Annotated in this window: 33 protein-coding genes; 22 read left to right on the top strand and 11 right to left on the bottom strand. The window is 63.2% G+C overall.

The window, feature by feature from the left end; translation table 11 throughout:
- Nucleotides 1-146: 146 nt before the first annotated feature.
- From NKI16_RS12910 to NKI16_RS12895, 4 genes are all read left to right on the top strand, one after another.
- Nucleotides 147-887 carry an ABC transporter permease gene (locus NKI16_RS12910; RefSeq protein ID WP_352457396.1) on the top strand — a complete coding sequence of 247 codons (741 nt, stop codon included), beginning with the start codon at nucleotides 147-149 and terminating at the stop codon, nucleotides 885-887.
- Between the two features lie 10 nt (nucleotides 888-897).
- Complete coding sequence (locus tag NKI16_RS12905; protein ID WP_352451005.1) at nucleotides 898-1,680, top strand: ABC transporter ATP-binding protein; 783 nt, start codon at nucleotides 898-900, stop codon at nucleotides 1,678-1,680.
- Nucleotides 1,681-1,845: 165 nt separating this feature from the next.
- The gene (locus NKI16_RS12900; RefSeq protein ID WP_245274676.1) at nucleotides 1,846-2,286 is read left to right on the top strand and encodes a YciI family protein; all 441 of its coding nucleotides are present in this window, start codon (nucleotides 1,846-1,848) and stop codon (nucleotides 2,284-2,286) included.
- 86 nt (nucleotides 2,287-2,372) lie between these two features.
- The gene (locus NKI16_RS12895) at nucleotides 2,373-3,629 is read left to right on the top strand and encodes an RNA polymerase sigma factor (RefSeq protein WP_023676184.1); all 1,257 of its coding nucleotides are present in this window, start codon (nucleotides 2,373-2,375) and stop codon (nucleotides 3,627-3,629) included.
- An 87-nt stretch (nucleotides 3,630-3,716) separates the two neighbouring features.
- Here the strand turns inward: NKI16_RS12895 and NKI16_RS12890 are convergent, their stop codons facing one another.
- The 4 genes from NKI16_RS12890 to NKI16_RS12875 all read right to left on the bottom strand — a co-directional run bounded on the left by NKI16_RS12890 (nucleotide 3,717) and on the right by NKI16_RS12875 (nucleotide 5,119).
- Nucleotides 3,717-4,124, bottom strand: a complete 408-nt coding sequence (locus NKI16_RS12890) for a PIN domain-containing protein (protein ID WP_023676183.1) — start codon at nucleotides 4,122-4,124, stop codon at nucleotides 3,717-3,719.
- On the bottom strand, nucleotides 4,114-4,344 hold the full coding sequence (locus NKI16_RS12885) for an AbrB/MazE/SpoVT family DNA-binding domain-containing protein (RefSeq protein WP_023676182.1): 231 nt from the start codon (nucleotides 4,342-4,344) through the stop codon (nucleotides 4,114-4,116). Before NKI16_RS12885 ends, NKI16_RS12890 begins: the two co-directional genes overlap by 11 nt.
- A gap of 107 nt (nucleotides 4,345-4,451) precedes the next feature.
- The gene (locus NKI16_RS12880; RefSeq protein ID WP_352457397.1) at nucleotides 4,452-4,880 is read right to left on the bottom strand and encodes a type II toxin-antitoxin system VapC family toxin; all 429 of its coding nucleotides are present in this window, start codon (nucleotides 4,878-4,880) and stop codon (nucleotides 4,452-4,454) included.
- Nucleotides 4,877-5,119 (bottom strand): type II toxin-antitoxin system Phd/YefM family antitoxin, encoded by a 243-nt coding sequence (locus NKI16_RS12875; protein ID WP_023676181.1) that lies wholly within the window; start codon nucleotides 5,117-5,119, stop codon nucleotides 4,877-4,879. The genes NKI16_RS12880 and NKI16_RS12875 overlap by 4 nt, the downstream gene beginning before the upstream one ends.
- A gap of 251 nt (nucleotides 5,120-5,370) precedes the next feature.
- Here NKI16_RS12875 and NKI16_RS12870 point away from each other — a divergent pair, with 251 nt between their 5' ends.
- From NKI16_RS12870 to NKI16_RS12845, 6 genes are all read left to right on the top strand, one after another.
- Complete coding sequence (locus tag NKI16_RS12870) at nucleotides 5,371-5,694, top strand: ArsR/SmtB family transcription factor (protein WP_023676180.1); 324 nt, start codon at nucleotides 5,371-5,373, stop codon at nucleotides 5,692-5,694.
- Nucleotides 5,691-6,101, top strand: a complete 411-nt coding sequence (locus NKI16_RS12865) for an SRPBCC family protein (RefSeq protein ID WP_023676179.1) — start codon at nucleotides 5,691-5,693, stop codon at nucleotides 6,099-6,101. The genes NKI16_RS12870 and NKI16_RS12865 overlap by 4 nt, the downstream gene beginning before the upstream one ends.
- Nucleotides 6,102-6,172: 71 nt before the next feature.
- Entirely contained in the window at nucleotides 6,173-6,565 is a 393-nt protein-coding gene (locus NKI16_RS12860; protein WP_352451012.1) for a VOC family protein, read from the top strand.
- 87 nt (nucleotides 6,566-6,652) lie between these two features.
- Entirely contained in the window at nucleotides 6,653-6,883 is a 231-nt protein-coding gene (locus tag NKI16_RS12855; protein ID WP_023716563.1) for a hypothetical protein, read from the top strand.
- A gap of 4 nt (nucleotides 6,884-6,887) precedes the next feature.
- Nucleotides 6,888-7,358, top strand: a complete 471-nt coding sequence (locus NKI16_RS12850; protein ID WP_352569221.1) for a DUF1801 domain-containing protein — start codon at nucleotides 6,888-6,890, stop codon at nucleotides 7,356-7,358.
- 109 nt (nucleotides 7,359-7,467) lie between these two features.
- Nucleotides 7,468-7,848 (top strand): DUF1801 domain-containing protein, encoded by a 381-nt coding sequence (locus NKI16_RS12845; protein WP_352457399.1) that lies wholly within the window; start codon nucleotides 7,468-7,470, stop codon nucleotides 7,846-7,848.
- Here the strand turns inward: NKI16_RS12845 and NKI16_RS12840 are convergent, their stop codons facing one another.
- Nucleotides 7,849-8,757 (bottom strand): dihydrodipicolinate synthase family protein, encoded by a 909-nt coding sequence (locus tag NKI16_RS12840; RefSeq protein ID WP_352457400.1) that lies wholly within the window; start codon nucleotides 8,755-8,757, stop codon nucleotides 7,849-7,851.
- Nucleotides 8,758-8,997: 240 nt separating this feature from the next.
- On the opposite strand from NKI16_RS12840, the gene NKI16_RS12835 reads away from it, so the two are divergent.
- The 6 genes from NKI16_RS12835 (at nucleotide 8,998) to NKI16_RS12810 (ending at nucleotide 14,738) form a co-directional block, all read left to right on the top strand.
- Nucleotides 8,998-10,095: a Gfo/Idh/MocA family protein gene (locus NKI16_RS12835; protein WP_352922873.1), complete on the top strand. Its 1,098-nt coding sequence runs from the start codon at nucleotides 8,998-9,000 to the stop codon at nucleotides 10,093-10,095.
- A gap of 11 nt (nucleotides 10,096-10,106) precedes the next feature.
- Nucleotides 10,107-10,766, top strand: coding sequence for a ThuA domain-containing protein (locus tag NKI16_RS12830; protein WP_352457402.1), 660 nt, complete (start codon nucleotides 10,107-10,109; stop codon nucleotides 10,764-10,766).
- Nucleotides 10,767-10,914: 148 nt separating this feature from the next.
- Nucleotides 10,915-12,114, top strand: a complete 1,200-nt coding sequence (uxuA, locus tag NKI16_RS12825; protein ID WP_352457403.1) for a mannonate dehydratase — start codon at nucleotides 10,915-10,917, stop codon at nucleotides 12,112-12,114.
- Nucleotides 12,111-13,025, top strand: a complete 915-nt coding sequence (locus tag NKI16_RS12820) for a PfkB family carbohydrate kinase (protein ID WP_352922870.1) — start codon at nucleotides 12,111-12,113, stop codon at nucleotides 13,023-13,025. The genes uxuA and NKI16_RS12820 overlap by 4 nt, the downstream gene beginning before the upstream one ends.
- A 98-nt stretch (nucleotides 13,026-13,123) precedes the next feature.
- Entirely contained in the window at nucleotides 13,124-13,906 is a 783-nt protein-coding gene (locus tag NKI16_RS12815; protein ID WP_023676169.1) for an SDR family NAD(P)-dependent oxidoreductase, read from the top strand.
- 70 nt (nucleotides 13,907-13,976) lie between these two features.
- Complete coding sequence (locus NKI16_RS12810; RefSeq protein WP_352569222.1) at nucleotides 13,977-14,738, top strand: GntR family transcriptional regulator; 762 nt, start codon at nucleotides 13,977-13,979, stop codon at nucleotides 14,736-14,738.
- Here the strand turns inward: NKI16_RS12810 and NKI16_RS12805 are convergent.
- Genes NKI16_RS12805 through NKI16_RS12795 form a run of 3 tightly spaced genes read right to left on the bottom strand, consistent with a single transcriptional unit; the run spans nucleotide 14,724 to nucleotide 15,270 of the window.
- Nucleotides 14,724-14,912 carry a hypothetical protein gene (locus tag NKI16_RS12805; protein ID WP_156937321.1) on the bottom strand — a complete coding sequence of 63 codons (189 nt, stop codon included), beginning with the start codon at nucleotides 14,910-14,912 and terminating at the stop codon, nucleotides 14,724-14,726. The two genes, NKI16_RS12810 and NKI16_RS12805, sit on opposite strands and share 15 nt — an antisense overlap.
- A gap of 8 nt (nucleotides 14,913-14,920) precedes the next feature.
- Nucleotides 14,921-15,049 carry a hypothetical protein gene (locus NKI16_RS12800; RefSeq protein WP_280952094.1) on the bottom strand — a complete coding sequence of 43 codons (129 nt, stop codon included), beginning with the start codon at nucleotides 15,047-15,049 and terminating at the stop codon, nucleotides 14,921-14,923.
- 5 nt (nucleotides 15,050-15,054) lie between these two features.
- The gene (locus NKI16_RS12795; protein WP_023676165.1) at nucleotides 15,055-15,270 is read right to left on the bottom strand and encodes a DUF2934 domain-containing protein; all 216 of its coding nucleotides are present in this window, start codon (nucleotides 15,268-15,270) and stop codon (nucleotides 15,055-15,057) included.
- Nucleotides 15,271-15,489: 219 nt separating this feature from the next.
- Between NKI16_RS12795 and NKI16_RS12790 the strand changes: the two genes are divergently transcribed.
- Genes NKI16_RS12790 through NKI16_RS12765 form a run of 6 tightly spaced genes read left to right on the top strand, consistent with a single transcriptional unit; the run spans nucleotide 15,490 to nucleotide 19,596 of the window.
- The gene (locus NKI16_RS12790) at nucleotides 15,490-15,888 is read left to right on the top strand and encodes a hypothetical protein (protein WP_245274675.1); all 399 of its coding nucleotides are present in this window, start codon (nucleotides 15,490-15,492) and stop codon (nucleotides 15,886-15,888) included.
- On the top strand, nucleotides 15,885-17,105 hold the full coding sequence (locus NKI16_RS12785) for an NRAMP family divalent metal transporter (RefSeq protein WP_023676163.1): 1,221 nt from the start codon (nucleotides 15,885-15,887) through the stop codon (nucleotides 17,103-17,105). The genes NKI16_RS12790 and NKI16_RS12785 overlap by 4 nt, the downstream gene beginning before the upstream one ends.
- Nucleotides 17,105-17,467: a hypothetical protein gene (locus NKI16_RS12780; protein WP_023676162.1), complete on the top strand. Its 363-nt coding sequence runs from the start codon at nucleotides 17,105-17,107 to the stop codon at nucleotides 17,465-17,467. The genes NKI16_RS12785 and NKI16_RS12780 overlap by 1 nt, the downstream gene beginning before the upstream one ends.
- Complete coding sequence (locus NKI16_RS12775) at nucleotides 17,467-17,802, top strand: hypothetical protein (protein ID WP_023676161.1); 336 nt, start codon at nucleotides 17,467-17,469, stop codon at nucleotides 17,800-17,802. Before NKI16_RS12780 ends, NKI16_RS12775 begins: the two co-directional genes overlap by 1 nt.
- A gap of 34 nt (nucleotides 17,803-17,836) precedes the next feature.
- Nucleotides 17,837-19,123, top strand: a complete 1,287-nt coding sequence (locus NKI16_RS12770; RefSeq protein WP_352691132.1) for an SDR family oxidoreductase — start codon at nucleotides 17,837-17,839, stop codon at nucleotides 19,121-19,123.
- The gene (locus tag NKI16_RS12765; protein ID WP_023676159.1) at nucleotides 19,123-19,596 is read left to right on the top strand and encodes a DUF2269 family protein; all 474 of its coding nucleotides are present in this window, start codon (nucleotides 19,123-19,125) and stop codon (nucleotides 19,594-19,596) included. The genes NKI16_RS12770 and NKI16_RS12765 overlap by 1 nt, the downstream gene beginning before the upstream one ends.
- 39 nt (nucleotides 19,597-19,635) lie before the next feature.
- Here the strand turns inward: NKI16_RS12765 and NKI16_RS12760 are convergent, their stop codons facing one another.
- Genes NKI16_RS12760 through NKI16_RS12750 form a run of 3 tightly spaced genes read right to left on the bottom strand, consistent with a single transcriptional unit; the run spans nucleotide 19,636 to nucleotide 21,408 of the window.
- Nucleotides 19,636-20,205: a c-type cytochrome gene (locus tag NKI16_RS12760; protein WP_352691133.1), complete on the bottom strand. Its 570-nt coding sequence runs from the start codon at nucleotides 20,203-20,205 to the stop codon at nucleotides 19,636-19,638.
- On the bottom strand, nucleotides 20,186-21,070 hold the full coding sequence (locus tag NKI16_RS12755; RefSeq protein ID WP_023676157.1) for a cytochrome c oxidase assembly protein: 885 nt from the start codon (nucleotides 21,068-21,070) through the stop codon (nucleotides 20,186-20,188). Before NKI16_RS12755 ends, NKI16_RS12760 begins: the two co-directional genes overlap by 20 nt.
- Nucleotides 21,067-21,408 carry a hypothetical protein gene (locus NKI16_RS12750; RefSeq protein ID WP_352569438.1) on the bottom strand — a complete coding sequence of 114 codons (342 nt, stop codon included), beginning with the start codon at nucleotides 21,406-21,408 and terminating at the stop codon, nucleotides 21,067-21,069. The genes NKI16_RS12755 and NKI16_RS12750 overlap by 4 nt, the downstream gene beginning before the upstream one ends.

Below are 21,408 nucleotides of genomic sequence, written 5' to 3'. Positions count from 1 at the left end.
GGCGGGGGGGGGTCACCAAAATCCCCCCCCCCGCCGCAACCACCCCACCCCCCCCCCCCCCAGCCCGGGGGCGGTTCCTCAAACACCCGCGGCGCCGCCCCCCACCGCCCGGAAGCGCCGCGCCCATCGCACGCTCGCGCTTCCTGATGATAGCAGTGGCGGTTTTTGCCGGCCTCGGTCTTGCTTGGTGGGCGGCAACAGGGCTGGGGCTGGTAAAGCCGATTTTCCTGCCCTCGCCGGGGAGCGTGGTGACCCAGCTCGGCAAGCTCTCGGGTGACGGCACGCTGTGGCTGGACCTCAGGACCTCGATATACCGTATTTCTGTTGGCTTCCTCATCGCCTCGGCATTGGCGATTCCGATTGGCGTGCTGATCGGCAGCTTCAGGACTTGGGAAGCGGCGATCGAGCCGCTTGTGGATTTCATCCGCTACATGCCGGTGGTCGCTTTCGTGCCCCTCTCCATCCTGTGGTCGGGGACGGGCGATGCCCAGAAGTTCCTGATCATCTTCATCGGCACCTTCTTTCAGCAGGTGCTGATGATCATGGACAATGTGAAGCGGGTTCCCGCTGATTTCATTGGCCTTGGCAGGACACTCGGCCTGCCGGATCGCAGGATCCTGACCCGCATCGTGGTTCCCAGCGCCTTGCCAGGCATCTGGGACACGTTGCGCATCAGTCTCGGCTGGGCATGGACCTGGCTGGTGTTGGCGGAACTTGTCGCGGCGACATCAGGGCTCGGCTACCGCATCACCGTGTCCCAGCGTTATTTCCAGACAAACACCATCATCGGCTACATCCTGCTGCTGGGCGTGCTTGGCCTCATCACCGACCAGGTCATGAAGGCACTGGGAAAAGTGCTGTTCCGGCAGGAGGGCCACGTGCAATGAGGCCGGGCCGATGAGTTTGCCCAAACTGCGGATCGAGGGTCTCCACAAGAGCTTCGGCACGGGCGCGCGGCGCACGGAAGTGCTGCGCGATATCAATCTCGATCTTGCCGACAACGAGTTCGTCTCGCTGGTGGGCACGTCGGGTTGCGGCAAGAGCACGCTGCTGTCGATCGTTGCCGGACTGCAGGATTTCGACGCGGGAGATCTTGCCATCGATGGCGCGCCGATCCTGCAGCCGGGCCTCGACCGCGGCGTCGTCTTCCAGTCCTACACCCTGCTTCCCTGGCTGACGGCGCAGCAGAACATCGAGTTCGCCCTCAAGGCCGCGGGTCATGATCGCGCGACCTGCCGCAGGATAGCACGCGAGCATCTCGATCTGGTCAAGCTCCCTCACAGCGCCAATCGTTATCCGTCTGAGCTTTCGGGCGGCATGAAGCAACGGGTGGCCATAGCGCGTGCTCTTTCCTATCGACCCAAAATGCTTCTGATGGACGAGCCCTTTGGCGCGCTCGATGCCTTGACCAGGCATCAGATGCAGGAACTCCTGACGCAGATCTGGGAGGAGCACAGGCTCACCGTGCTCTTCGTCACCCATGATGTGGAAGAAGCCGTCTACCTGTCGGACCGCATCGTCGTGATGGGGATCGGCCCGGGACGCATCATGCAGACCTTCAATGTCGATATCGAGCGCCCGCGCCGGGAAGAGGTCATGGAAACCCCGGCCTTCATGGATTTGCAGCGCAGCGTACACAAGGCGATCCGCGAGGCTTCAAAACGTCCCGAAATGGTTTAGGCGGGCCACTCAATTACTTACAATCGGCGACCACCGTTGCGCCCAATCTCGATATCGCGCCATCGCGATTCCTGACCAGGGGAGCCGCGATCGGCGGCTTTCTCCTCAACCTCGAAAAAAATTTGCAGGACAATGTCGATTTCCTAAACTCCGTTCGTCGTTTCGATGCCGGCCGGTGAGTCCGGCTCAACAAGGAGACAGACGATGCGTGTGATGGTGCTCGTGAAGGCTACCGAGGACAGCGAAAAGGGCTTTGTCCCCACGCCCGAGGCGAAGGAGGCGATGGAGGCGATGGGCAGGTTCAACGACGAGCTGCGCAATGCCGGCATCTTGCTCGACGCCGATGGCCTCAAGCCCTCCTCGCAGGGCAAGCGCGTTGCGTTCGATGGTCCCCGCCGGACGGTCATCGACGGGCCTTTCGCCGAGACCCGCGAACTGGTCGCCGGCTTTTGGCTCTGGGAAGTCAAGGACATGGACGAGGCTGTCGCCTGGGTGAAGCGCTGCCCCAATCCCATGCCCGGACCGAGCGAGATTGAAATCCGGCCGCTGTACGAGATGGCTGATTGGCAATGGGAATCTGACGCCGGAGGTCACGGAAATCCATGACCGGACGCGCGAGAAGCTCAGCGGCAACTGAACCTGTCGGCCGCAACCTGCTTTGCCTTCGTTATGGCTTTGGCCGATAAGGCAGCATGACGGCAGGCGAGACGCAGCAGGCGATCGAGGCGATTTTTCGCATTGAACGTGCCCGGCTCATCGCGGGCCTGGCCCGCCTCGTGCGCAATGTCGATCTTGCAGAGGAACTGGTGCAGGACGCCCTCGTCATAGCCCTATCCGAATGGTCCAGGACCGGCGTTCCGGCTAATCCCGGCGCTTGGCTGATGACGGTCGCCAAACGCCGCGCCATCGACGCGATCCGTCGCGACAAGATGCGCGAGCGCAAGCATGAGGAGATCGCGCGGGAGCTGGACGGCGACTGCGATGGTACGGCCGAGGGAAACGAAATGGCCATGAACGACGATCTTGGCGACGAGCTGCTGGGCCTCATCTTCACAGCCTGCCACCCCATACTTTCGGCCGACGCCCGCGCGGCCCTCACGCTGCGTGTCATCGGCGGCCTGACGACGGACGAGATCGCCCGTGCTTTCCTGTCGAGCGAGGTGACGATCGCCCAGCGCATCGTCCGCGCAAAGAGGACGATCGGAAAGGCCGGGCTCAGCTTCGAGGTGCCGCGCGGCGCCGAGCGTGCGGCGCGTCTGTCCTCGGTGCTGGAGGTCATCTATCTCATCTTCAATGAAGGCTATGCTGCCACGGCAGGCGACGACCTTGTCCGCCCGAGCCTGTGCCTGGAGGCACAACGGCTCGGCCGCATGCTGGCGGGGTTGATGGCCGAGGATGCCGAGGTGTTCGGCCTGCTGGCTCTGATGGAAATCCAGGCATCGCGCCTGCCGGCACGCATCGGGCCGGACGGCGCCCTCTTGACCCTGACCGAGCAAAACCGCGCGCGCTGGGACCAGCTGCTGATCCGCCGAGGCCTTGACGCGCTGGCCCGTGCCGAAGCCCTCGGGGGCGATGGCCCCTATGTGTTGCAGGCCGCGCTTGCAGCCTGTCACGCGCGGGCGCGCAGTCCGGCCGATACCGACTGGCCCCGTATCGCAGCGCTCTACGACCGGCTGCGTGCAGTGATGCCCTCGCCGGTGGTCGATCTCAATCGAGCGGTCGCCCACAGCATGGCCTTCGGGCCCGAAGCGGGCCTGCGGCTGGTAGACGAGATTGCCGACGCCGCCGCCTTGCGCAATTATGCGCCATTGCCGGCGGCGAGGGGCGATTTTCTGTTTCGGGCCGGCCGGCTGGCCGAGGCCCGCGCCGAATTCGAGGCTGCGGCCAAGCTCACCCGCAACGTGCGCGAAGCGGCCTTTCTCCTCGCCCGCGCAGACGCTTGTGGTTGACAGCATCGCTCTCCGTGCCCGACGCGCCGCTCGGCAACATCGAAAGCCGCCAGTTCGCTCCCGGCCAGCCCCCTTCAATGAGCGTGATCAGCTCGCAACGCGAAAGGGATTAACGATGCGCAAGCCTTCGTCGAGCGCCATTGCGTGCTGCATGTCCTCCGACCAAAGTGTATCGCAGCCAGCGTGAACCGCCGCGGAGGCGATCATCGCGTCATAGGTGGAAAGGCCGTACCGCTCGGCGAGCCTCAATCCTGTTTCGTGGGTCTCGAGCGTGAGCGGATGAACCGTCAACAGGCCGCGCAGCGTGGTCAGCAGCGCATGCGTTTCGTCCCATGACATTTGCATCTTCCGACGCGCGACATTGGTGAGTTCATTGAGAACCTGCACGCTGATCGCCCCGCCATCGGCGATGACCGCCTCGGCCCGATCCGCCTTCGCCGTGTCGCCTGACGCGATATGAAGAAGGACATTGGTATCGAAAAAACTAACGGGCATTTGCCTCGTCCCGATCGAATTTGAAGTCAGCGGGAAGCCGACCGCGGAAGGCGCGGAGACGCTTCAGCAACTCCTCACGCCCGGGCTTCCGCGCGACGCCAAGCTGGCGGGCGTCAGCGACATGGATTTCGATCTCATCGCCTTCCCTGAGTTCAAGCGCTTCGACCACAGCGGCGGGAAGGCGGACCGCAAGACTGTTTCCCCATTTGGCGACCTGCATGCCACTTCCTCTCTTAGATATACGCTGGAAGAAATGTATATCCACAAGTCGTCAAGGTCAAGAATTGCAGCCAATCGGTTTATTCATTTTGGAGGAGAGGGCCTCGATCATGCCAGCAACTGCGTCGGCACGCCGAGAATCGGTCCTGCCTCGGCGAGCCGCTGGTCGAGGGTCCACACCGTGGCGCCATGCTCCGATGCCGTCGCGAGGTGCAGGGCGTCGCCAGCACGAAGCCCGAGCATATGCTGATCGGCGAATTTCGCGGCGACCCGAAAATGCCCGCCCGTCACCGGCAGCACGGTGAAGCTCTCAGCGACAAGCTTATTGAACATCGCGAGCGCTGCCGCGCGTTGCTCCAGGTCGATTTGTCCGGTCCGAAGCTTGATCGCCATGGCGCAGGACATCTCGGTGATGGTCCAGTCGCTGATCACAAGTTGCGCAGGGTCCTGCTCCGCCAGCCAGCCCTGAACGCGCGCGGTCATGGCTTCGTTGGATAGCGCCGCGATGATCAGCGAAGTATCGAGATAGGACGTCAATAGCGATCGCCATCTCGCATCGATCGCACCAGATCGGTGGCAGCCTGAGCCTGCAGAGGCATGGTTGCGGTCAGGGATTGGAGCAGGACGGCGTCGATCCGTTTGCGAGGGCGGGCCACGGCCGTGAGCCTGGCGACCGGCTTGCCACGCCGGGTTATGTCGATCGAGTCTCCAGCTTCAACCCGGTCGACGAGCTCACTCAGATGTGCCTTGGCGTCCGCCAGATTGACCGCGTCCATGTCACGCTCCTGACCATGTAGATAGTCATATAGCGCATCACACTTGACGATTCCAGCGCAGAGTACTTTGGCACACCAGGCTGCCCCCAGGTCAGCGACCGTCGCGGCGCTCGTTCCACTTCTTGAAGCAGACCGCTGTGTGAGCGAAGCAGGTGATCGCTCCTGCAACGAGAATTGTGCCGCTTCCCGCTTGACTCACACATATCCCGGTGGTTATACATCGATCAATAGCCGAAGGGTTATCGATCCCAATGCCAAAGGCTCACGATGTACTCTTCAGAACGCTTGCCGATCCGACTCGGCGCGCTATTTTTGAGCGGCTGTGTCGCGAAGGAGAGCAGACGGTCGGGGCTCTGACGGCTCAGGCCGGGATCTCGCAACCGGCCGTGTCAAAACATCTCGGCGTTTTGAGGCAGGCCGGGCTCGTGCGCGACCGCCATGCAGGGCGACAGACCCATTATAGCGCGCAGCTTGCTGCGCTTGCCCCCCTGATTGACTGGACAAGCCAGATGACCGGGTTCTGGCAGAGCCGGTTCGACGACCTCGAAGACCTGCTCAAAAGGATGGACCAGTGAACCGAACGTCGACCGAAACACTCTCCGTCATTGTTGAACGGGAAATCGCTTATCCGCCCGAGAAGATCTGGCGCGCGCTCACGCAACCACACTTGATCGAGGAGTGGCTCATGAAAAATGACTTCAAACCTGTCGCGAACCACCGCTTCAATCTTCACGCAGACTGGGGCTCTGTCGAGTGTCAGGTGCAGACGGTCGAGCCGAACAGAACACTGACTTACACGTGGGATACCAAGGATCTCAAGAGTGTCGTCTCCTGGACCCTCACCCCCACGAGCACCGGAGCCCGCTTGCGCATGGAACAGTCGGGCTTCCGGCCGGATCAGCAGCCTTACTTCCGGGGTGCCAAAGTCGGCTGGCCGAGGTTCTTTGACGATCTGGAGCAGGTTCTGGCGCGGACGGACTGAGATCCGCTGGGCTATCCAAGCAAGGGCTCTGTTACAGAGCGACATCACGAGGCGATAATGGAGGCAAGCCAATGAAGATCAAGTTGGCCAAAGTATACGTGGACGACCAGGAAAAGGCACTGGGCTTTTACACCGAAACGCTCGGCTTTACCAAGAAGGCCGATTTCAGCAATGGGCCGTTTCGCTGGCTGACCGTCGCATCACCCGACGAGCCGGACGGTGCCGAGCTGCAACTCGCGCTCAATGACAACCCGGCGGCCAAGGCCTACCAGCAAGCCATTTTCCAGCAGGGCCAGCCCGCGGTCATGTTCTTCACCGATAACGTCAAGGGCGACTACGAGCGCATAAAAGCGCGCGGCGCCGAGTTCACGATGCCGCCGACCGAAGTAACCGGCTCGACCATCGCCCAGCTGAACGACAACTGCGGCAATCTCGTTCAAATCACCCAACTGGCGCGCTGGTAAAGCATGCGTTCAGTGGCGTGGCTGCCCGGCGGGAGTCGCCAAACGGGCCGCCCGATCCGCTTCGGTTCGTCTTCAGAGGAGGTCTCAATGGATTGGAACAAATGGGTTCGGCAGATCCACCGCTGGCTGTCGATCATCTTTGCGGCGGTCGTCGCCGCCATCTTCATCAGCCTGGGAGCAGGCAAGGAACCCGCCTACTGGGTATACCTCTTGCCGCTGTTTCCACTCGGCTTGCTCCTGCTTACCGGACTGTACATGTTCGTGCTGCCTTACGCTCCCAAGTGGCGCAACGCAGGGGGCACCGGCGCATTGGAGTGAACGCATGGCCAACAAGACGTCCATCAAGTCAGCGGCGGTCGCGAAGAAGCCCGCCGCCAAGCCTGCAGCCGCCAAGCCGGTCCTCCTCGCAGGCGGCAACCCGCAGATCCCGAAGGGTGATGGTGACGCTCCTGTGCAGGCCTACATCGCGGCCATGCCGGGCTGGAAACGCGACGTCGGCCGCCGCCTCGACGCACTCATCGAGCGCAACGTTCCCAACCTGCGCAAGGCCGTCAAATGGAACTCGCCCTTCTATGGCGTAGAGGGTCAAGGCTGGTTCCTCAACTTCCATTGCTTCACAAAGTACATCAAGCTGGCTTTCTTCCGCGGCACGTCGCTGCATCCTTTCCCTCCAGGCGAGTCCAAGCACAAGGACGTGCGCTACCTCGACATCCGCGAGGACGACCAGCTCGACGAAGCTCAACTCACCGACTGGGTAAAGCAAGCCAGCCAGTTGCCTGGCGAGCGAATGTGAGTGGAATGCCAGTCATTCCCGCAAACCCGGTGCCGACTAGCGGTATTCATGTGACGGGCGAGCGGCAACAACCCTAGGGAAAGCGACAATGGTGATGAAGAGTGGCTCTATGGAAGGAAATGCAGAGAGCTCCCCCTCTCAGCTGATAGATGCGAGGATCAGTGAGCTGGGCGATTGGCGAGGCAAGACGCTTTCCCATGTCCGCGCTCTCGTCAAGCAGGCTGACCCGGAAGTGGTCGAGGAGTGGAAGTGGCGAGGCGTTCCGGTGTGGTCGCACGCCGGAATAATCTGCACCGGCGAGACCTACAACAACGTCGTGAAGGTGACCTTCGCAAAGGGCGCCTCCCTGCCGGATCCTTCAGGCCTGTTCAACTCCAGTCTCGAAGGCAACACCAGGCGCGCCATCGATATCCGTGAGGGCGAAGACATAGATGAGAATGCGTTCAAGGCGCTGATACGCGCTGCTGCCGCCCTGAACACGGCCCGATAGTCAGCTCCGGCCGATATGGTCGGCTAGCGGGCCGAGAGCGGCGAGCAAAGCTTCGCCGGTGGCTTGCGTCGCGTTCTCATGCGGCGCGCGCAGGTTCAGCCAGCGTCTGTCGCCGGCCCGTACCGCCAGCACTGCCTTCATCGCGGAGATGAGGCCGGCGTCCTGGATGATTTTGCGGAACGCCTTGATGGCGGCATCCGCGTCAGTAATGTCCTCTCCCGCCAGTGCTGCGTCGTAGAGGGCCCGGATCGCTGCGGCATTTAGATTGACCGTCGCCGAGATGCATCCCGCAGCACCGTTGGCGAGGCCTTTCGTCAGCTGTGCTTCCGAGCTCGGGAACACCGCGACCCTTGGGGCTGCCGCAATGACCGCCGCGGTGTTGTTCCAATCGCCGGCGCTGTCCTTGTAAGCCACCACGACATCCGGAAACGCTTGGCTCAAGCGGGCGGTCAGCGGCGGGCTCACCGGTACGCCGGAATTCTGCGGGATGTGGTAGAGGATCATCCTCATCGCCGGGTTCGCCACCCGTTCGATCAGCTCGCCATAGTAGCGGGCCTGTCCGTTGTCGCCGGCGGCCGTATAGAAGAACGACGGCAGCACCATCACCCCGGCACAGCCGAGCCCGACGGCATGCGCCGTCAGCTCGACGGTCTCGGCAAGTGCTGTGACACCGGTGCCGGGCATCAGATGGCTTGGCGAAATGCCGGCCTCGACCAGCCACTCCAGCGCTTGCATGCGCTCGCGCAACGAGACGGACAAGGCCTCGCCCGTGGTACCGAACGGCGACAGGAAATGCGCTCCCTGATCCAGCACCCATTTGGCGTGGGATATCCAGAGATCGCGGGCGATCCGGCCGTCGTTTTCGAACGGCGTCAGGATCGGTGCGATGGTTCCTTGTGGGCGGATCATTTGCGTCCTTCTAAAGCCGGCATCAAAAATGTCGAGCAAGCTACATGAAGCAATGTTGCTGAGTACCGGCCGTTCGACCTCGAAAGCAAGCGGCTCGCGCATAGGCGCGCGATTGTGATCGGGCGGCGGTTCTGAGGCTCTCGAGGTATATCCTTGTCACGGGATAACGTCGTCTGGCCGAAAGGGGGGTGACAAACGAGTTCTGCTGTTTCATCAATGCCGCCTTTTGAGGAGAAGCCCATGCGGAGGATCGGTGTCGGCATTATCGGCTGCGGCAACATTTCGGATGCCTATCTGAAGGCATCGCCACAATTCCCGGTGCTCGACATTGTCGGCGTCGCCGACATCAACCGGGCGGCAGCCGAGGCGAAGGCAGCGGCCTACGGCCTGGCTGCCATGCCGGTCGACGCGCTGTTGGCCGATCCGCGCGTCGAGATCGTGCTCAATCTGACGACGCCGCAGCATCATGTGCCGGTCGGCCTGCAGGCTGTCGGGCAAGGCAAGCACGTCTATTCCGAGAAGCCGCTGGCAACGACGCTCAGCGACGCCGAGCGGCTGGTCGCGGCGGCGCGCGAACAGGGCGTGCGCGTCGGCTGCGCACCCGACACCTTTCTTGGCGGCTCCCACCAGACGGCGCGGCGGCTGGTCGATGAGGATACGGCTGGGACCATTGTCGCCGGCTCTGCCTTCTTGCAGGTGCCCGGCCACGAGCTCTGGCATCCCAATCCGGATTTCTACTATCAGCCCGGCGGTGGGCCAATGCTCGACATGGGACCGTACTATCTGACCTGCCTGGTCAATCTCCTGGGTCCGGTAAAATCCGTGACCGGGCAGGCGAAGTCTTCCTACGCCACCCGCACCATCGGTTCTGGACCGCGCCAGGGCGAAACCATCCGGGTCGAGGTGCCGACCCATATTTCCGGCCTGCTCGCATTCGAGAATGGCGCCGCGGTCTCGATCACCACCAGCTTCGACGTCTGGAAGCATGAACACAATCACATCGAACTTTACGGAACCAAGGGCTCGATGATCGTCTCCGATCCCAACCAGTTTCAGGGCGACATCAGGACCAGCCAGCGCAAGGGCGACTGGACGGTGGCCGATCAGATCCATTCGTATGGCGACGGCAATTACCGGGGCCTCGGCCTTGCCGACATGGCGCAGGCGGTCGTCTCGGGCAGGCAACACCGCGCCAGCCTCGATCTTTCCCTCCATGTCCTGGAAATCATGGAATCGATCATCTCTTCAGCAGAGATAGGCCAGCGTATCGACCTGAGATATGGCTGCGCCCGGCCGGCGCCGATGCAGGCCGACCTGCCTTTCGGAATTCTGGAATAGGGAATAATGCGATGAGCAAGACGGCACTGATTTTCTGGGGCGGCTGGGAAGGTCACACCCCGGCCCGGAGCGCCGAAATCGTCAAGGAGATGCTGGCCGGCAACGGCTTCGACGTGCAGCTGGAGCAGGGGACTTCGGCGCTTGCCGATCCGCAGCTGGGCATGCTCGATCTCATTGTCCCGGTGATCACCATGTCGACGATCGAAAAGCCGGAGCTGCAAAACCTGACCAGCGCCGTCGGGGCCGGCACCGGCCTTGCGGGCTTTCACGGCACGATGTGCGACAGCTTCCGCAACGAGCCGGAATACCAGTTCATGACCGGCGGCCAGTGGGTCGCCCATCCCGGCAACATCATCGACTATCACGTCGACATCACCAGGCCAGGCGATCCGGTCATGCAGGGCATCGACGACTTCGCCTACCGTTCAGAGCAGTATTACATGCATGTCGATCCGACCAACGAGGTGCTGGCGACGACTACTTTCACCGGCGAGCATCTCGATTTCATCGCCGGCGTCGTCATGCCGGTTGTCTGGAAGCGCCGCTACGGCAAGGGCCGCGTCTTCTACAGCGCGCTCGGGCACACCGCCGACGAGTTCGCCGTGCCGCAAATGCGCACGATGTTCGAACGCGGCGCGATTTGGGCCAGCCGAAACTCGGACCTTGGATAGCCGTTCAATCTGAACGCCACGTATCGTTGTAATCTCTCATGGGGCGGCCGCCCGAACGCGGACACAGGCACTGGACTGCGGCAATTGACTGCCATGGTAGCATCCAATACACCGGGGGCTCATCGAAAATTCCGTCGCTGGAGGTCGAATGGAGCAGACGTGGCGATGGTTTGGGCCGAGCGACGCAGCAACGCTTGCCCATGCCAGGCAGGCCGGCGCGACCGGTATCGTGACGGCACTGCACGACATCCCTTACGGCGAAGTCTGGCCGATCCACGCTATCAGGCAGCGCCAGGCGCTTATCGAGGCGGATCCGGCGATGGGCCTCAAATGGAGCGTCGTCGAGAGTGTGCCCGTGCACGAGGACATCAAGCTCGGCCGCGGCGATCTCGACCGGCTCTACGACAATTTCGGGCAGACCTTACGCAATCTCGGCGCCTGCGGTGTGCGCACGGTCTGCTATAACTTCATGCTGATCCTCGACTGGACCCGGACCGACCTGGCTGCGCCGCTGCCGGGCGGCGGACGGGCGCTCCGCATGAACATGCACGAGCTTGCCGCGTTCGATTGCTACATGCTGCAGCGCAAGGGATCTGAGCGCGACTATGCGTCCGATGTTCTCCAGCGGGCAAGCGAATGGTTCGAGGCGACGCCGGATGCGTCAAAAGAGCGTCTGCTTGCCAACATCATGGCCGGCCTGCCGGGCGCCTTCAAGCGCTATAACATAGCGGAATTGCGCGAAGTGGTGGCCGAGCAATCGGGCCTGTCGCACGACCGGCTGCGCGAGAACGTCGTCCGTTTTCTCGAAAACGTGCTGCCGGCGGCCGAAGAGGCGGGCGTCACGTTGGCGATCCACCCGGACGATCCGCCGCGCGATCTCGTCGGCCTGTGCCGGATCGTCAAGAACGCGGACGACATCGCCTTTATCCTGGACGCAGTGCCATCGGCCCATAGCGGCCTTACCTTGTGCACGGGGTCGCTGGGCGCCAACCCGGCCAATGACGTGCCCGCCATCGCCAGCCGCTTTGCGCACAAGATCAACTTCGTGCATCTGCGCAACGTCAGCAAGGACCCGGACGGCTCGTTCATGGAATCCGAGCATCTGAGCGGCGATGTGGACATGGTGTCGGTGGTTTCGATCTTGCTCGACGAGCAGCAACGCCGCCGCGACGCCGGGGAACCGGCGGCGCTGCTGCCCTTTCGCCCGGATCATGGCCACGAGCTGATCGATGACGCCGCGCGGCACACCCATCCCGGCTACCCCGTGATCGGCCGTCTTCGCGGCCTTGCCGAATTGAGAGGCGTGATGACGGCGATTGCCCATCAGCGCGGCTACCGGCTGCAATGACGGCGCCCCGCCTGCTCTGCGTCGGCGCGCTCACCTACGACACGATCTTGCGCCTCGATGTCCTGCCCTCCGGCGCCGGCAAGTTCCTGCCAAGCGAGGCCGTGCAGATCGCGGCCGGCATGGCAGCAAGCGCGGCCGCGTCGGCCAGCCGCCAGGGCGGGCAGGTCTGGCTATGGGCAAGCGTCGGCGACGATGCTGTCGGCCGCGATGTCATCGGCCAGATGGAGGCGGAGCGGGTCGACTGTTCGCTGGTGCGCAGGGTTGAAGGTGGCCGCTCGGCCATTGCCACCATCCTGGTCGATGCCGCCGGCGAGCGTATGATTGTGCCCTTCTACGATGCAGTCACGCAAGCCGATCCTGACCGTCTTCCGCCCGCGGATTTTTCCCGCTTCGACGCCGTGCTGGTTGATGTCCGCTGGCCCGGAGCCGCGGCCCTGGCGCTGGCGAAGGCTCGCGAGTGCGGCATCCCGGCGATCCTTGACGCCGATGTCGCGTCGCGACCGGTGCTCGACCGGCTGCTGCCGCTCGCCTCGCATGTCGTTGCTTCGCTGCCGGCGGCACGCATCTTTTGCGGTCCGGAGATATCCGCCGGTTCTGCCGTCGCCATTCTCGGCGAACGGACCGGCGCCTTCGTGGCGGTCACCGATGGGGCGAACGGCACCGTGTTCCGCTACTCGGGCAGCAATGACGTCCGTCATCTGCCGTCGCCGCGGGTCGAAGCCGTCGACACTCTGGCGGCAGGCGACGTGTTCCACGGCACCTTCGCTCTCGGCCTGGCCGAAGGTTGGGACGAAGAGCGGGCGATAGCAGTGGCCAGCGCCGCCGCCGCCCTGAAATGCCTGCGCTTTGGCGGACGTCTTGGCGCACCGACGCGCGCGGAAACGCTGGCTTTCATGCAAGGATCGACATGATGCCGAACACGCTTGGGCCGGCTCGGTGGAAAGAGCACGTCAAGTGGCGCCCGTCGACTACCATGGCAGTCGCTGCGCAACTGTTCGAGGGAGGATAAATGGCTGAGTTCAAAAAACGCGCACTGGTCACCGGGGCGGCCATGGGCATTGGCCGTGCTGTCGCCGAAAGACTGGCCGAGCAAGGCGTCGACCTGATCCTGTTCGACCGGGCGGGCGATCAGTTGGATGAGGTAGCGGCGCAGCTTTCGGCGCGCGGCGTGACCGTGCACACCGTGCTTGGCTCGACCGCCGACACTGAGGCCTGTGGCCGCGCCGTCGAGCTTGCCCGGTCCGCGTTCGGCGGGCTCGACATGCTCTCCCACAATGCCGGCATCCAGCGTTACGGAACGGTGGAGACCACGGACGAGGCGCTTTGGGACGAGGTGATGAACGTCAACCTCAAGGCTGCCTACCTGCTCTCCCGCGCGGCGATGCCGCTGCTGCGGCAAAGCCGCGGCGCCATCGTCCATATGAGCTCGGTGCAGGGTCTGGCCAGCCAGGAAGGGGTTCTGGCCTACAGCACGGCCAAGCACGGCCTGATCGGCCTGGTCAAATCGATGGCCGTCGACTATGCGCCGCTCGGCGTGCGCGTCAATGCCGTCGCTCCGGGTGCGGTCGACACGCCGATGCTGCGGGATGCGGTGAAACTCAACGATAAGCCCGACGAGATCCTGCGCATCCTCGACAATATGCATCCGCTCGGCCGTACCGCCCGGCCGCAAGAGATTGCCGCAGTCGTCGCCTTCCTGCTGTCCGACGATGCCTCCTTCGTCACCGGCGAGGTCGTACGCGTCGATGGCGGCCTGCTGGCGCGCATCGGCGGTTCTCCGCGCAAGGAATAACGTCGGCGCTGCTGCTTGCGCAGGCATTTCATGAACGGCTTGAAGCTGCAGAGCCAATAAGGGGTCGCCGATGGCAGGGCTTTTGGGAATGCGGACCATCACCGAGGGGCGGTTGGGCGAAACCGGCCCCGGCGTATCGGTCGCGGCGAGGACGTTCGAGGTTCTGCTCGACCAGATCCTGACCTTCCGCCTGAAGCCGCACGAGCTGATTTCTGAAAAGGCGATGTCGGAAGCCCTCGGCGTGAGCCGCACGCCGGTCAGGGAGGCGCTCGCCCGGCTGGCCGGTCTTGGCTTGATCGACATTTATCCGCAGCGCGGCAGCATGGTGGCGCCGCTCCGGATTGCCGATCTCGAGAAATCGCAGTTCCTGCGCGAAGCGCTCGAAGTCGGCCTGATCAAGCGCGCGGTCGAGAGCCCGCGCCGTGCTGACCTGCTTGCCGTGCTAAAAGGCGAACTGGCCGTCCAGGAGACGTTCGCCTCCATCGCGGACGACAGGCGCTTCTTCAAGTCGGACGAGCTGTTCCACCAGCATATCGCCAGTCATGCCGGGTTTCCCGGAATCTGGGCCGACATCAGCGCGGCGAAGCTGCACATGGACCGCTTCCGCTTCCTGTCTTTTCCGCGCCTCGACAGCATGTCGGTGGTCCTCGGCCAGCATCGGCGGATTGTCGATGCGCTTGAGCAGGCCGACGCGTTTGCGGCGGAAGAGGCGATGCGAACGCATCTTCGCCGCATCTTCGAGGTGCTCGAAATCGTCCAGGAGCGCTATCCCTATTATTTCGCGGCAAACGGCAGTGTGAGCCTGCTTTCGGCCGGCTCAATCCAAGCCTGAGCCTTTCTTGCGCGCTTCCGAAGGCGTCTTGGTCTTGCTGCCGGATTTGTCGGAAGCTGGCTCGGCTTTGCGATCTTGACCCTCGCCGCCTTGCTCCTTGCGGAGCTGATTTTCCACTACCGATCGCGATCCTTCCGCCGGGTCTTGTTCAGGATGAGTATCGGTTCCCGTCATGTCGGCTCCTATCCATTTTGATCAATTGCGTGCGGCGTGGGCTGACCTCCGCCGCCGGTTCTGTCGCGCCCGATCATCAGCCAGGCGGCGAACAGCACGACCAGTACGACCACGATCCAGGCGACGAAACGAGGCATCGGCCTCATGTCCCTCGCCGCCGCTTGCTGCCGCGTGCCTCCGGATCGGAGCCGGCCTCGACCGTTGGATCGGGCACGACCGGGCCGCGTTCGGCCTCGGAACCCTCAGCTTCGATCTCCTGCACGGCCTGATCCCAGTGCTCGCGCTCGCGTCCTTGCGGACGGCCTTCGCGCTCCCAGATCTCATGGGCTCGCTGCCTGATACGCTCTTCCCTATCCATGGCCTTTGCCTCCTCAGCCCCTAATCCGGCGATCGCTGGTTTGTTCCGCGGTGCCAGCGCCGTTCATCGCGGTTCAGTTGACCTGATCACCCAGCGCTCTAGATCAAACTTCGCGCCGAAGTCGCTTGGTGCGGGGAGAACAATCGTGTGGCAGCAACGCTACAAGCACGTATTGTAAATGCCGTTACAGCCGTCGGTCTTCGACCAGACCGCCCGTGCTTGCTGCTGATAATATTTGTATTGACGGCATGCTCGCCTTCCGACCAGGTCGAGCAGCAGTCGAAAACCGCGGCTTCCGCCACACAGACTGCATCGCTGGTCCTGGAGAGCTGGATCGCTGGGGGAGCCCCGTCGGAATACACGTCGCGCACTTTGCAATCGGCCGGCAAGGCGCTCGCCGATGCCGGTGCGCAAATCCAGTCCGCCAAGTCGCCTGAGCCCAGCGGGCAAGCCGGTCTGACGATGGCGGTTGGACGGCTTTCGGCAGCGGTAATTCGCGCGGCGACGGCCGTGCAGAACGGCAACCGCTCGGAAGTGGAACACGCGCAGCAGGATCTGCGGGCCGCCGCCGCCGATCTGAGCACGTCCTACGCGAAATATTTCGCGCCGAAATCATGAAGAAGCTGCTCGAAATATCGCTCGGCGTCGTCACCAGCGTTGGCGGCTTTCTTGAGGTCGGATCAGTGGCGACCGCCGCTCAGGCCGGCGCGGCGTTCAGGTTTCAGCTGATATGGGCCGTCGTCCTGGGCACGTTCTGCATCATCTTCCTGGTCGAAATGGCCGGACGCTTCGCCGCAGTTAGCCATCACACCATCGCCGACGGGATCCGGGAACGGTTTGGCTTCAACGCCTTTCTGTGGCCGTTGCTTGCGACCTTGCTGGTCAACTTCCTGGTCATGGCAGCCGAAATCGGCGGTGTTGCCATTGCGCTCGAGCTCGCCACCGGCATCGGCTTTCAGTGGTGGGCGCTGCCGGTCGCTTTTCTGGCATGGCTGTTCCTTTGGAAAGGCACGTTCGGATTCATCGAAAAAGGCGTCGCGATCCTCGGGCTGGTCACGCTGTGCTTCGTGGTTGGCGCAGTCATGCTGAAGCCCGATTGGGAGCAGGTCGCGGCCGGGGCCGTGCCCACACTGCCGGATCACGACGCGGCCAACTACTGGTTCATGGCGGTCAGCATTCTTGGTGCGTCGATCTCGCCCTATCTGTTCATGTTCTATTCGTCGGGAGCGATCGAGGACGAGTGGGACAAGAGCTATCTCGGAGCCAATCGGGCCATTGCCGGCCTGGGCATGAGTTTTGGCGGCACAATCGCTATCGGTGTGCTGATTGTGGCGGCGCTCGTGCTGGCCGCGCACGGCATAGAGCAGGTCGATGACTACCACCAACTGCCACTGATGCTGATTCCGATCTTCGGTTTCTGGGGATTTGTCCTGTTCGTTGCTTCACTAGGCATTGCCTGCTTCGGTGCCGCGCTCGAAATCGGCCTGCAGCAAGCCTACCTTGTGGCGCAGGGTTTCGGCTGGACTTGGGGCGAGAACCTGAAACCGCGCGACGACCCGGGTTTCAGCACCGTCTATACGATCTTGTTGGTTCTCGCCGCCATTCCGATCGCACTGGGCCTCGATCCGCTGAAGCTCACCATCTTTTCCATGGCGCTGACGGCCGCCAGCCTGCCGCTGACCGTGGTGCCGTTCCTCTTCCTGCTGAATGACGAGCGTTATGTCGGCGAGCACCGCAATGGCATGATAGCGAATGCCGCGGTCATCTTCATCATCGCGCTCGGTTTCGTGCTCGCGATCGTGACCATTCCTTTGCAGATATTCGGAGGCACGTGATGAAGTTGCTGCGCGACATCCTGGACAAGCAAGTAGTCGACCGCGAGCAGGTCAAGATCGGCAAGGTCGACGGGCTGGTGGCCGAGCTCAGGCCAGGCGAGCCGCCTAAAATCGTTGCGGTCGAGCTCGGCTCGATCACGCTGGGGCGTCGGCTTGGCGAGCGACCCGGGCGCTGGATGGCGCGGGTTGCGGCAAGGCTCGGCGGCAAGCGCCATGCCGAGCCGCACCGCATCGCCTGGAACAAGGTGCGCGACATCGGCGTCGACATCGAGTTCGATATCGACGTCCGCGAAACGGCGATTTTCGACTGGCAGGACTGGCTGCGCGATCATGTCATTGGGCGTATTCCGGGAGCTGGATGATGGCCACCGTCAATCTTGAGCAATTGGCTGGCAGGAATGTGCTTTCGCACGGCAAAAGCATCGGCCGTATCGAGGAGATACGCGCCGAACCGGATGGCGACGACCTGGTGGTTACCGAGTACCATGTCGGCATCTACGCGGCCTTCGAGCGTCTGTCCGCTTCGGCTATCGGCATTGCGGTCCTCGACGTCTTTCGATTGCGCAGTCGCGACAGCGTGTACCGCATTCCCTGGGACAAGCTCGACATCTCCGACCCGGCGCGGCCGCGGTTGTTATGCACGACGGAAGAACTTTCCGGTATGAAGGGGAGTATCGAGGGCGATAAACCGGAATGAACGATACTTTCCCGCCGTCGGAGAATGGGGTCCAGTGAAAGTCCTGGTTACCGGCGCCACCGGCCTGATCGGTGCCTCCGTCGTGGCACGCCTTCTTTCCGAAAGGCATGAGGTGATCGGATTGGTCCGCAGCCCCGGCGCAAACCGGGCCGGCAATTATCAATTGCTGGTGCTGGACATGGCGGCGGCGCTGCAGCCCGAAGACTGGCTACCGCATCTCAGGGGTGTCGACGCCGTCGTGAATTGTGCCGGCGTCCTGCAGGACAGCCCTCGCGAAAAGACGCGCGAAGTCCATCGCGATGCGGCGGCAGCACTCTTCCTCGCCTGTGCGCGGGCAGGGGTTGCCCGGGTAATCCACTTCTCGGCGATAGGCGTCGATCGGGCGCAGCCTTCGGCATTCTCGGCGACGAAACTGGCCGGCGACCAAGCGCTTATGGCGCTTGATCTGGATTGGGTGATCCTGCGCCCGTCCGTGGTGCTCGGCCGGCCGGTGTTTGGGGCCAGCGCATTGTTTAGGGGTCTCGCCTCGCTGCCGGTGCTACCGTCCATGCCCGGCACCGGCCGGCTCCAGGTGGTACTACTCGACGATGTGGTCTCAACAGTCGTCTTCCTTCTCGATCCCGACAGTCCGTCTCGCGTCGTGTTGGAACTTGTCGGTCCCGAACAGCTGAGCATGGACGAGGTCGTCGGCAGCTATCGCCGATGGCTCGGCTGGGCTCCTGCAGCCAGGTTTGTCTTGCCGGCGGCTGTTGCAAGGCTTCTCTACCGCCTCGGCGACCTTGCCGCGATGTTCGGCTGGCGTCCACCGATGCGCACCAACGCGGCCAGAGAGATCGCCCGAGGAGCGGTTGGAGATCCCTCGGACTGGACCGCCGCGACCGGCATACGCCCGCAAACCCTGGCGGGCTTCCTCGCGCTCAATCCGGCAACGGTGCAGGAAAAATGGTTTGCCCGGCTGTATTTCATCAAGCCTGCGATCTTCGTCGTCCTGCCCTTCTTCTGGATCGTGACGGGTATTGTGTCGCTGACCACCGGCTATAACGGTGGCATCGAGCTGATGCAAAGCACGGGGGCTGGCATCTTGTCGGCGCCGACCGTGATAGCCGGTGCTCTTGCCGACATCGCCGTCGGCGCGCTCCTAGCCTGGCGGCCAGCGACGCGAAAAGGCCTCTATGGCGGCATCGCGCTCTCGCTCTTCTACCTTGTCGTCGGAAGCTTCCTGAGCCCCGATCTGTGGAACGACCCGCTTGGGCCGTTCCTCAAGGTGTTGCCGATCCTGGTGCTGCACTTTGTGGCCTTGGCAGTGCTGGAGGAGCGTTGATGCTCTATTTCCTGCTGAAATTTCTGCATGTCATCGGCGCATCCGTGCTGCTTGGTACCGGCGCCGGTATCGCTTTCTTCATGCTGCTCGCCCACAGGACCGGCAATGCCGCGACGGTTGCGGCCGTGGCGCGTATCGTCGTCGTCGCCGACTTCCTTTTCACCGCGACGGCCGTGGTCGCGCAGCCTTTGACCGGAGCCGCGCTCGCCTGGCAGGCAGGCTACTCGCTGTCGGAGGGCTGGATCGTACTTTCGATCGCGCTCTATATCTTCACCGGAATGTTCTGGCTCCCGGTCGTCTGGATGCAAATGCAGATGCGCAAGCTGGCATCGCAAGCCGCCGCTGCAGGCGCGCCGTTGCCGCCGCGCTATCATCGGCTCTTCTGGCTGTGGTTCGCCTTCGGCTTCCCCGCCTTCGCTGCGGTACTCGGGATTTTCTGGCTGATGATCACTCGGCCTGCGATCGACTGGTGAAGACAGGCCGCGTGCAGCTGCCGGGATGAGCGATGACTTTCATTTCAGCGAATAGAGATAGGCCGCGATATCCCGCGCCTCCTGCTCGGAAATTCTGGTCGAAGGCATTGCCGTGTGCGGATTGATCTCTCTTGCGGCGCGTATCCAACGGACCATGTTTCGCGGGTTGTTGGACAATACGCCGCCGATATAGACCCGGGTGGCCAAGCTGGCGTCGAGGCGTGGACCGACCAGTCCCTGCGCGCCGGGCACGCCGGTGATCGTGTGGCATCCGGCACAGCCATTGGCCATGATGATTGGTATGGCGCGGGCGCCAACACCGCCGGTTGCATTGTCGGCCTTCTGCTCCACTCGACGGCTTTGCTCAAAGTACAACGCGATCCCGGCCAGGGCTGCAACAAGCACGACAATTGCCGCGGCGCCGAGGATGGGTCCGGACGGAGTGAAGCGCGATGTTGCGCGCACGCCGATGCTGCCAGGGGCATTGTCCGTCTTATGCGCGACCCTGACGAGGCGCTCCGGCCACAACGTCAGCGCCGCCCAAGCTGCGGCCAGCACGGCAATTGCCGTCCCGGTACCAATGACCAGCTTAGACAGCCTGGAGCGCATGCGACGCCTCCCATCTTCTCTGTCCACTTGAGCGAATCCACAGACCGGCCAGCAGCAACGCGGCTCCGCCATAAATCAGGCCGGCCGGAACCCACATCACCAAGCCGGCGAGCTGCTGGTCCTCGAGCGGGCTAAGGCTCCACAATTCCGCGCCGGCTGCGTTTACCGGGTACCACAGCCTTGGCGAGACCAGCAGCAGCACCCCGAGCAGGCCGGTGTGCAGCGAGGTGAAAAAGAGGTGCATGACTGCGCTGCCGTAGGCTTGTTCGCGGCCTGAACGCGGCAGCAGCACCCACCAGAACAGCAGCCCCGTACCAAAGAAGCTGGCATGTTGCGCATAATGCAGGACACCCTGTGCAAGCGCCGCCTCGAACAGCGCCGGAACGTGCCACGCCCAAATCGCGACGCCGTGCAGGAAGGTCGCGGCTAGAGGGCGGCTGACGGCGGCCCAAACGGTTCGAAGCACCTTCGCCTGCCCGGCTGCGCCAAATGCCAGCCGCAGCTTGGTCGGCAATGCCCACATCATCGCCGCCGCCGGACGGGAGGCGACCAGCAGGGGTGCCGCCACCGCCATCAACAGCTCGTGCTCGATCATGTGGGCGGTGAAAACGCGCTCACCCAATGCATGGAGCGGACTGACCAGTGCTGCCGCCAAAATGGCCCAGCCGGTCGCAAACAGCAGGGCTTGCCGCAACCGCAACGGGCGGCTGCGGGCACTCCGCCGCCACAGCCGAAAGGCGCCTGCCGCGTAAAGCAGTGCGACCATGGTTAGCGGCAGCGTGATCGGCAACGCCAGCGTCCAGCCGGCCTGCGGGGCGCCGGCACCGTAGCAGATCGAGGTCGAGAAGAGCGCGTCGAAGCTCATCGTAGGCAGCCGTCAACAATGAGCGAAGCCGCGCCTTGCATGACGATTACCAGCGCAAACAGCACCGCGCTGAGAATGCCGATCTTGGCGACGAAATGCTCGGTGCCGCGCGTACGATCCGGTTTAAAGGCGGCGCCACCTTGCTGTCGCGCCCGCCACGAAAGCCCGCCGCCGAGCAACGCCAGCACTGTCAGCACCAGCGCAATGACCGGTATGACGGGAATACCGTGGGCGCACTGCCACTCCACGAACGCATAATTCAGCTGCGTCGACACCGCCCAAGCCAAAGGCCCGGACAACAGCCCGCCCCATGATGTGCCCAAGCGAAGCGCACGCAT

The organism is Mesorhizobium sp. M0698 (assembly GCF_040320455.1).
Classification (GTDB): domain Bacteria; phylum Pseudomonadota; class Alphaproteobacteria; order Rhizobiales; family Rhizobiaceae; genus Mesorhizobium.
The sequence above is the reverse complement of the archived record's forward strand: the minus strand, read 5'-3'. Positions and strand labels throughout refer to the sequence as shown.